General features: G+C 60.6%; 5 protein-coding genes. 1 reads left to right on the top strand and 4 read right to left on the bottom strand.

Annotated features, from left to right (window positions below; all coding sequences use genetic code 11):
* The first annotated feature begins 150 nt into the window (after positions 1 to 150).
* Positions 151 to 1572: a UDP-N-acetylmuramate:L-alanyl-gamma-D-glutamyl-meso-diaminopimelate ligase gene (gene mpl, locus Q8O29_RS14700; RefSeq protein ID WP_305564056.1), complete on the top strand. Its 1422-nt coding sequence runs from the start codon at positions 151 to 153 to the stop codon at positions 1570 to 1572.
* 461 nt (positions 1573 to 2033) lie between these two features.
* On the opposite strand, the gene Q8O29_RS14705 is transcribed toward mpl, so the two are convergent.
* The 4 genes from Q8O29_RS14705 to Q8O29_RS14720 all read right to left on the bottom strand — a co-directional run bounded on the left by Q8O29_RS14705 (position 2034) and on the right by Q8O29_RS14720 (position 9408).
* Positions 2034 to 3206, bottom strand: a complete 1173-nt coding sequence (locus Q8O29_RS14705) for a hypothetical protein (protein WP_305564058.1) — start codon at positions 3204 to 3206, stop codon at positions 2034 to 2036.
* Positions 3207 to 3209: 3 nt separating this feature from the next.
* Complete coding sequence (locus Q8O29_RS14710; protein ID WP_305564060.1) at positions 3210 to 7640, bottom strand: Eco57I restriction-modification methylase domain-containing protein; 4431 nt, start codon at positions 7638 to 7640, stop codon at positions 3210 to 3212.
* Positions 7641 to 7961: 321 nt separating this feature from the next.
* Entirely contained in the window at positions 7962 to 8273 is a 312-nt protein-coding gene (locus Q8O29_RS14715) for a hypothetical protein (RefSeq protein ID WP_305564062.1), read from the bottom strand.
* A 106-nt stretch (positions 8274 to 8379) separates the two neighbouring features.
* A complete protein-coding gene (locus tag Q8O29_RS14720) occupies positions 8380 to 9408 on the bottom strand; it encodes a hypothetical protein (RefSeq protein WP_305564064.1) in 1029 nt (342 codons plus the stop codon).
* Positions 9409 to 9648 lie beyond the last annotated feature (240 nt).

Below are 9648 nucleotides of genomic sequence, written 5' to 3' on the forward strand. Positions count from 1 at the left end.
CGGCTGCAAAGCGGCCGCGACGGTCCATTTTTCACCGGCTTTTTGCCCCATAGCTACGGCTATGAGGCTGCAAACCCGGCAAAAACTGTCCTCGCCGGGGCCACTTTTCGCTTCGACGCCTTCTGCCGCCCAGGCTCCTAGAATACCCGCATGCACATACATATCCTGGGAATCTGCGGCACCTTCATGGGCGGCCTGGCGGCGCTGGCGCGCGAGGCCGGGCACAAGGTCACGGGTTGCGACACCGGCGTTTATCCGCCCATGAGCGATCAGTTGCGCGGGCTGGGGATCGAGCTGATTGAAGGGTACGGCGCCGACCAGCTGGCTTTTCAGCCGGATGTGTTTGTGGTGGGCAATGTTGTCTCGCGCGCGCACGATGCCGGCGGAAAAGCCAGATACCCTCTGATGGAGGCGATTCTGGACGCCGGCTTGCCCTACACCAGCGGCCCGCAATGGCTGTCGGGCCATGTGTTGCACCACCCCACGCACCACGCCACCGGCCCGCGCCATGTGCTGGCCGTGGCCGGCACCCACGGCAAAACCACCACCACCGCCATGCTCGCCTGGATTCTGGAGTGCGCCGGCCTGCAACCCGGTTTTCTGGTGGGGGGTGTGCCGCTCAATTTTGGCGTGTCGGCCCGGCTGGGCAGCGGCAACAGCTTCGTGATTGAGGCCGATGAATACGACACCGCGTTTTTTGACAAGCGCAGCAAGTTTGTGCATTACCGGCCGCGCACCGCGATTTTGAACAACCTGGAGTTTGACCACGCCGACATCTTTGACGACCTGGCCGCGATTGAGCGGCAGTTTCACCACCTGGTGCGTACCGTGCCCGGCTCGGGCCGCATCGTCGTCAACGCGCGTGAAGAAAGCCTGGCCCGGGTGCTGGCCCAGGGCTGTTGGAGTGAGCGGGTACTCTTCGGTGGAGATGCGTCAGAAGGGTTTGCGGCGCGCGGCGAGCCCGATGCTTTTGATGTGCTGAAAGCTGGCAATAAAGTCGCCCGCGTCGAATGGGCCATCAGCGGCGTGCACAACCAGCTCAACGCGCTGGCCGCCATCGCGGCCGCCGAACATGTGGGGGTGGCGCCCGCGCTGGCTGCCGAGGCGCTGGCAAGTTTTGAGAACGTCAGGCGCCGCATGGAAGTGCGCGGCGTGGTGGCGCGGCCTGGTGGCAGCATTACCGTGTATGACGACTTTGCGCACCACCCGACGGCGATCCATACCACCATCGACGGCCTGCGGCGTCAACTGAGAGGTCAGGGCGGGGCGCAGCGCATCCTGGCGATTTTCGAGCCGCGCAGCAACACCATGAAGCTGGGCAGCATGACCGCGCAACTCCCCTGGAGCCTGGAAAGCGCCGATCTGGCGTTTTGCCATCCGGGCGGACTCGACTGGGACGCCCGGGCCGCACTGGCCCCCCTGGGCGCGCGCGCACAGGTGGCCGACAACATCGAGCAGTTGCTGGCCCAGGTGACAGCGGCGGCCCGCCCCGGTGACCATTTGCTCTGCATGAGCAATGGCGGCTTTGGCGGCGTTCACGCGCGGCTGCTGGAGGCGCTGCGGGGTAATTGAGTTGCTATTGATTTAGTAGCTGCTTACGCCCGGTAGATAAGGGCTACAGGCCAAAAGATTGCCATAAAGGTAACTACTCAGCGCTGCCGAGGTTCGGTCCCCTCTCCCGCTGGCGGGAGAGGGTTAGGGTGAGGGTGCCGCTGGGTTCGATCAAGTCACATCCATTCGGCTGCTGGGAGCCCTCACCCCAACCCTCTCCCAGAGGGCGAGGGAGAAAGAGAGCAGCCGGGGGCAACCTGAGTCATCACCATCAAACGCCAGCTTGGTTTGAAATAAGGACAAAACATGTTTGATTACCCCGTGACCCTGAGCCTTGATGGCGGGACTGTGCTGGTGACTTTTGCCGACGTACCCGAGGCCATCACTTTTGGCGCAGACGAGGACGCGGCCTTGCTCAATGCGGTTGATGGCATTTTTCTGGCCGTTCGCGCGTTTTCATTGCACGGTGACACCGCTGCGGCTCAAAAAAACCGACGGGCCCGGTCTTTCTCATCCTCTCGCATCAGTTGCTGCTGCCGCTTGAGCCACTGCTTGAGGCCGGCAGCTTCCTGGACTTGCAGCAGGTCTTGCTGCATGACTGACAGTTCCCGCTGCAAAACCCTTTCCTGTGCCAGCAACCGGGTGCGCAGTCCCGCCGCACTGAATACATCGCTCCACGAAAGATCAAACTCTTCAAGCAACTGATGTTTACGCTGATGCAGACCGCGCTCCAGCTCGGCGGCCTGCTGTTTGAGCAGCAGAGTCATTGCCTCAATTTTTTCTTCGGCAAGCTGGGCGAAGGACTGTACGCCTGATTGCTCAACCCGCATCTGAATTTGCAGCAGGGCCACCAGGTCTTGCCGTCCATAGGCAACATTGGCCTCGCTCATCAACGTGGTTTTACGTTGCTTCTCGGCAGGGTCACGTTCTCGGTCAGGGTGCAGGCTGCTGACCAGTTGCCGAAATACCTTGCGCAACACCGTCTCAGCGTCTTCTTGCTGTTGCGCGGCTTTTTTCTGGGCCACTGTGGGCTTTTTACTGGCCCCAGTGGCTTTGCGCTGCGTTTGGTCGTCCCCGGTGGTTTCTTTGAAATGCTGCGCCATAGCGTTCATCATGGCGTCAAAAGAATCCAGGGGTTCGTCCGATTTCAGCGGTTGACCCAACATCTGCTCCATCACGTCGCGCATGTCTGCAATGCTGTCCTGCTCTTTGTCGCGCAGACTGCGCGCGCTGTATTTGTCGTGCAGCACCTGCATGGTTTCATCGCCCAAAGCCGCCAGCGCCTCAGTCAGGTCGCACAAAATTTCAGCGCCAATGCGCTTTTGCACAGCAGTCAGCCCCGTGCCCTGTATGCACTCATCGAGCTTGTGAATCATGCTGCGCATCAGCGCTTGCTTTTTATCTTCCAGCGACGTCAGCGTGGCGCTGTACTGCGGACGATAGGCGTCCGCCAGGGTTTCAAGGTCCGCCATCTGTTCTTTTACTTTTTCGATACGCGCAAGCAAGCGGTTAAAGCGAAGCTGCGCAGGGGACAGGCGCGCATCTTTGCCCACCGTCAGCCGAAGGGCGCTGCTGCCTGTCGCCGCTGCCTTTGGGTCGGCGGAGTCGCCAGGGCAATCGTCGGCCTCAGAAAAAAATGAAAACTGGGTGTTCATCGTTCAAACCATCAGCAGTTCAAGACCTTGAAGAATATCCTCCTTTGTGCGGTAACGGCCAAAAGCCTTGATGTCCTGGTCCCGCACGATGGGAAAGGTGTCCAGGATGTAGGCTGCGTCGTCGGCATTCAAACCGTACAGGTAGAAAAACAGCGCATCCAGCGCGGCCAAACGGGCGCGGCGCTCTTCTTCGTTCCACACAAAGGGCGGCAGTACCTCGCCCGCAGCATCGACATACCCCAAGTCACGCGCAAACGGCGCCATGTCGTGGGCGGTGTAGCTCAGCGCCAGCACCTGGGGAATCACAAAGTCAGCCACGCTGGGATGTGGGTGGTGGCCGTTCATCAGGTTGGCGGCGCGCATGGCTTGGGCGAAAGTGGCGGGTAATGGTTGGTTGAAGCGGGCGGCAGCAATGACCACCGATTGCTCGACGATGAACCAGTTGAGGTTTTGGCCCTGCACTTTCTGGCGCAAGGCAAAATCAAATGCCATGCAGCTCAGGTTGGCCATCAGCAGCGGCGCCCAGCGCGCATAACTGGCCTCGTGCCCGGGCTCAGGCAGCAACATGGCCATGCTGTTGCCCACACCGCACTTGGGCACGATGGCGCCAATCATGGTGCGCATATTGCTGGGGGCTGTGACTGACTTGTAGGCAATACACCACTGGCCTGCCCATGTTTTATCCACGTCCGAATCACTGACCCAATACTGCGGCATCGGGAAACGGTCGGGGGCAGCCTTCTCAGCACCGTCAATCGCTTCTTGCTGCGCAGCACGCTTGAGGTTGGCTGCATTCACCACCACGTCCGCCGCCCGGTGGTCGTACATCTGCACCATCTTGCCTTCATACAGCGGCACCGCATACACGTCGTGCTTTTTCCAGCGGTTCAGCTCCGTGCGCTGCCATCCCTTTTTTTCCAGTTCTCCGCCCTTCAAAAAAAGGGCTGAATCGTTGGTCATATCAAACATGCGCTGGTATTTGACAGGCCACGTTTTCAAGTCGGGCTGCGGCCCTACCGACTTGCTTTCAACACCATGTTTGACGAGTACCGGATGTGCCGCATAAAGACCGAGCGTGATGTCGGCATCACGCCGATTACGGAAGATGGGCGCCGCGCCTGTATTTGGGTTTACACGCTGAAAGTCTTCAGCGCCGAGTGTCAGCACACGAGCCACATCATCCAGCTCTTCCAGTTGATGCAGGTAGAAGGCGCAACGGGTCTGATTGAACTTGCGCGCCGGACCGCCGAATACCAGCGTGCAGAACTTGAAGCTGGCGTGCACGTCGGGAAAGAAGACCTTGCGGTTCTCAAAGTCAAACAGCGCTCCAAGCCGCCCGGTGCTGCTGAGGCTGCTAAAAAACTCAGCCGCGCCTTTGTCGGCAGCAATACCGCTGGGTGTGAGCAAGGCGACCACGCCGTCGGGCGCAGTCAATGCCTGCGCGCGTTCGACAAACAGGCTGTAAAGATTGACGTCGCCGCCGCCCAACAGGGGATAGTCGCTGCTACCGAGTTTGCCGTTGCCCAGCACGCGGGCGTTGGCCTCGGCGCGCTCGCATGCCGATTGATACTGCCCCCAAAGGTCTGCGACAGGCGGCGTATGGGTGCCGGTTTGTGTCATCTGCACGCCTTGCAGCGCCGCAATCATTTTTTTGCGGTCGGCGGCTCTGGCTTGCGCAGCGATGGCCGGGCTGCGCTCAGAAAACCACTCGACTTCTTGCAGCTTGATGCGGTCCCACGGCGGGTTGCCGATGACGGCGTCAAAGCCGCCTTTGCTGCCCGCACCAAACACGGTGGGGAAGCTGGTCCACCAGTGGAAAAAGGTTTCCCGGGTGGCCAGTTCGCGGGCTTTTGCCATCAAGTCATTGGCGGCTTGCGTGGCTGCGTCTTTACCGTCAAGCTGACCCGCGCCAATGACCGTCACCAGGTTTTGGCCGGGTTCCAGTAGCTTGATCAGACCTTCTAAAAGCGGATTCGGGGCGCCCTCACCCCTGCCCTCTCCCGGGAGGAGAGGGAGAAATTGGCCCTCACCCCTGCCCTCTCCCGCACGCGGGAGAGGGGGTAATACCGGACTTGCACCCTCGCCCCTTTGGGGAGATGGCGGGGGTGAGGGGCTGGCTTTAAGCAACTTGGGCAGCTTGCTGATTTTCTCTACAGGCCAGCCCGGCACCAGCCAGCGCAGCGCGCGCCAGAAGTCGAGCACGGCGTGAATCGGTGCGGTTTGCGCCGTAGCTTCATTGGCCAGTTGTTTGGACAGTTGTGCCTCGGCAATGTCCACGTCAGTCAGGTCAGCCACCTGGGCCATGTTTTTGGCGGCCAGGCCCAAGCGGTCAAACTCGCTTTGCAGCAGCAGCGCGCCCAGGTTCTGCAGGCCGCGCTGCACGTCGGGCAGTTTTTCTCCGTGCAGGCTGTCGCCGGTCTTGAGGTGGTGATCCAGAAAACTCAAAGGCGCACCGACGGTGAAGGTATGCAGCCAAAGCGCGGTTTTGGCCAGTTCAACCGCCATGGGATTTTTATCAACGCCGAAGATGGTCTTCTTCAAGATCATGCGGCGCACAATGTGGCGGTCATCAAGTTGCGCGTCTGTCACGGTCCAGCCGTGGTCTTTGGCGGTGGTCTTGATGCTCTTGCGAATCGCAGCCAGGCGCTGCAACACCGGGCTTTGCCAGGGGCGGCCAGACTCCATGAGGTGCGCTGCCCAAGCTTGCTCGCTGACCAACTGGGTTGCAGTGGTGATCGCTTCCAGCACGCGGTCGGCCAGGTAATCGACCAGTGCCACCAGAAAGTGGCCGCTGCCCATGGCGGGGTCGCAAATTTTGAGTTCCAGTATTTGGCTGGCTGGATCTATCGCATCCAGTGCGTCCCAATCGCCGGGGTTGAGCGAGCCCTTTTTTGCCAGCTTCTTGATGTGTGCCTCAAATGCGTCCATGCGCTCGGTTGCCAGCAGCCCCACCGACTCGCGCAGGATCAGCCGCACCAGATCATCATGTGTGTAGTAGCTGCCTGAGACCTTGCGTGCAAAGCTGGCCGGTGCGGCGGTGATGCGGTTGATCTCGGGTTTGTCTTTGAAGTCGTCTTTGGCCTGCACCTCATGCACCAGGCTGTATTCGAGCAGGCGTTCGTAAATACCGCCCAGGTGCGAGACCGACAAGTCGCGGTAGTTGATCCAGCCGTGTAGCAGGTCTTCGGTGCGGCGTGACAGCGCGTCGATGATGGGGGCCATCACTGCATCGGGCACATTGGTGCGCTCAAGCAGCGGTGAACGAGAGCGCTCGAACAGGCCGCCGTTGTAGGCGGGCATACCAACTTCATCGTCACCTTTGTCGATCAGCCAGAAAACGCCTTTCAAGCTGAGCCAAATAGGGCTCAAGGTACGAGAAAACCGAGTACCCGCATCCGCCTTGTCCCGAACATCCTCGCGCAAGTGCCGCACGCTGTACGGCGCATAACGCGCATCGCGCACGGGCAGCAGGTTGCGGTCTTCGGCGTAAAACAGAAACAGCAGGCGGTACAGCAGCACCAGCGCGGCTTCGCGCACTTCGTCCAGGTACTCGGGCGTGAACTGCGGGCGTTTGAACTGGCCGTAACCCACCTCATGCGTTTTGGCGTGCAGGTCGCCCTTGGCCAGCGCGTCAGCGAGCTGCGGAAAAATGTCGTTGAAGACGCGAGCGCCCAGGTCTTGCGAGACTTTTTCTTCGTACAGCCGTGCTTCGTTGAGGGCGTAGGCATGAAAGCTTCGGCCGGTGTTGTCCCAGCTTTGCGGCAAAAAAGCTTCGCGCTGGAAGAACAGATAAAACAGGCGCAACGCGTGGCCGGGCTCGATGTCATCCAGCTCGGGCTGAATGCCGGTCACACCCAGCGCGGTAGCCAGATCAACTTCAAAAAATTCTTCAGCCCGCGAGCGGGCGTCTTGCCAGTACAGCCGCCAGACGGCGCCGTTGCTCAGCATGCCCCATTTGACGGCGCGGTCGGACACCACGTCGGCGCGGCTCAGGTAGCGCAGCATCTGGGAAGAAGGGGCGTCGGGGTCGGTGGCTTCGGCGCTATCGCCCCGATCCAGGGGCCGCAACCAGCGCTTGGCTTCCAGAATGGCCAGGCCGTGGCGGTAACGCTGGTCGTCCTTGAGCGGCAGGGCGGTGGCCTTGGCGGCAGCATTGGCAAACAGCAGCACATCGGGCACGTCTTCGCGCCGCTTGCCCGACAGGTTGACCTGGGGCAATGTGTCGTCACCCCAGCCCAGCGCCACCAGCACTTTGTTGATCACCAGCGCTTCGGTCTGCGCCTCGTTGATGGTTGAGGCGCCGTCCAGACCGGCGAAGATATTTTTGAGTGATGCGCAAAAGGCAGTGAAGGCGGCGTCTGTCAGGGCCTGGAAAGGCGGCGTTTCAGTGACCCCCCGGGTCAAAAAGTCCTGGGTAAAAAGTTGCCCTTGCATGGTCTGGTGTGCGCGATGTGCCTGTGGAGTTGGCTTGAGTGTAAAGGTGGCGAATCGACGGCTGCGGGCGCGCGCGCCAAGGCCCCAAAATTGCTACGCTTTTGATAGCTGTCTAGGCCCATTCCACATGGGCTAGGAGCCTGGGTGGCAGAAGGCGTCGCAGCGAAAAGTGGCCCCGGCGAGGACAGTTTTTGCCGGGTTTGCAGCCCCATAGCCGTAGCTATGGGGCAAGAAGCCGGTGAAAAATGGACCGGCGCGGCCGCTTTGCAGCCGACGTTCCTTCTGCCGCCCAGGCTCCTAGAGGCCTAAAAGGCTTGAAATCTAGTAGCTGAGGCGCATCGCCGCCACATCGATGTGCACCACCGGCTTAGCCAGTGCCGCGCTGGCGGCACGGGCAAAGGCCTGGGCCCAGGCGGCGTCGGCAAATCTGGCAGGGCCAGCGGCCTGGGCCACCACCAGTATCTTGTCGGCTGTCAGCAGCTTGCCTGTGGGCCGCAGCGGCTCGCAGTCCATTTGCGCGAACTGATCGTCCAGCCAGACCCTGGCCAGGTCATGCGGCAGCGGCTGCACTTCATTGAGATCCATCCGCACGGGCGGACTGTTTTTGAAGCTGACAGTGACTTCGCTGCGCATGGGGGACCCCGCTATCAAGCCGACAAAATAAGGGAAGAGCGCTGCCGAGCTTGAACGCGTTGGCGCGCCTTGGCAATCGGCTGAAACCCCAGCGCGTGAGGGGGGGTTATTTGCGTCCGAGCTGCGCGGGTGCCGTCAAATCCACGCGCAAGCCAGTGCGCGGGGCGGCGACTGCCGGCTCAGTCGGCAAGGTGCCAGGCGTTGCCGCCAGGTCGGTCTGTGCCGTGTCCAGCAAGGCGTGGCCTGAAAAGCCATGGGCCCCGGCCTTGTCAGCGGTGGTGGTGACCGAGCCTGCAAAATACAGACTGGCTAAATCCCGCGCCAATTGCGCCGACGGCAGGCGGGTCCGCTGCTGCAGCACCTCAAACGCAGCGGACTCGACCGACAGTTCACGAAGCAGCACCAGTTGCGAGTCCCGCAACCAGCGCAGGGGCACATCGGGCGCACGACGAAAATACACCGGCTTGCTGCGATAACGCGCCGGCAATACGTCGCGTTTGGTGCGTTGGGTATAGATCCAGCGCAATTGTGAAAGGCTGTTGGGCAGGAAGTACTCCGGGATGCCACGCGCCGCAAGCGGGCGCCGGTCCCAGCGGGCCAGTTCGAAGTCGACCGGATCGACGTTGGGAGCAATACCGATACGCCATTCGTGAAAATCCATCACAGCCAGCAAGGCCCCCTTGTAGCTGACCTGATAAATGCCGGGCAAGAGTTGGTTTTCACGCGCGATCAATTGTCCGCCCAGCACGAATTGGCAACACAGAGCGCGCAAGTGGACTTCGAGCCGCTGCAGCACCTTGTGCAGGCTGGGGCCGGAGCTCGGGTCAAAGGTGTACATCGGATCGAGCTCACGGGACGCTAGCGGCAGCGAGAACGCAATCGGGCGCCCAATTTCCGCCAGATTCAGTTGAAGCACGCGTTCGGTCGGCCGTCCGGCCAGGATTTTCAGGGTGTCGGCATTGAGCAGTCGGCTTTTTTCGCCGCTGATCAGCCAGGCATCGGCCTCGGAAAACGGCCCGCTTTGCCAAGCCGGCCATCCTTTGGGCAACTTGCCTATCTGCGCCTCCAGGTGATTGCTCTGCTCAGGCGTAAACCCGGCAAAGCCCAACCAGAGAACAGGCTGCTCAAGAGACATGGCGCTTTCGTGATGAACGGAGAAGTTTGAAAAGCATCCTGAGATTGTGCAACAAGACGTAACAACAACTTTAGCGGCTTATGCCTTGCCCGGCGTCCCCTAATTCCATTTCCACAACATTAGTGCAATAATATCCTCCATCATACTTGATGGAGAAAGTCATGGCACGTCCAGTTACCGGGGATGATGAGACGATCGAAATTGCGCAAATAGCGATCTCGCAAGCCACAACGATGGATG

This window comes from Polaromonas sp., assembly GCF_030689685.1.
In the GTDB taxonomy this organism is placed as follows: Bacteria; Pseudomonadota; Gammaproteobacteria; order Burkholderiales; family Burkholderiaceae_C; genus Polaromonas.

What these genes read in the sequence shown, in the direction of transcription:
- Q8O29_RS14715 (WP_305564062.1), bottom strand. Translation starts at nt 8,273, where the DNA reads ATGCGCAGCGAAGTCACTGTCAGCTTCAAAAACAGTCCGCCCGTGCGG.
- mpl (WP_305564056.1), top strand. Translation starts at nt 151, where the DNA reads ATGCACATACATATCCTGGGAATCTGCGGCACCTTCATGGGCGGCCTG.
- Q8O29_RS14720 (WP_305564064.1), bottom strand. Translation starts at nt 9,408, where the DNA reads ATGTCTCTTGAGCAGCCTGTTCTCTGGTTGGGCTTTGCCGGGTTTACG.
- Q8O29_RS14705 (WP_305564058.1), bottom strand. Translation starts at nt 3,206, where the DNA reads ATGAACACCCAGTTTTCATTTTTTTCTGAGGCCGACGATTGCCCTGGC.
- Q8O29_RS14710 (WP_305564060.1), bottom strand. Translation starts at nt 7,640, where the DNA reads ATGCAAGGGCAACTTTTTACCCAGGACTTTTTGACCCGGGGGGTCACT.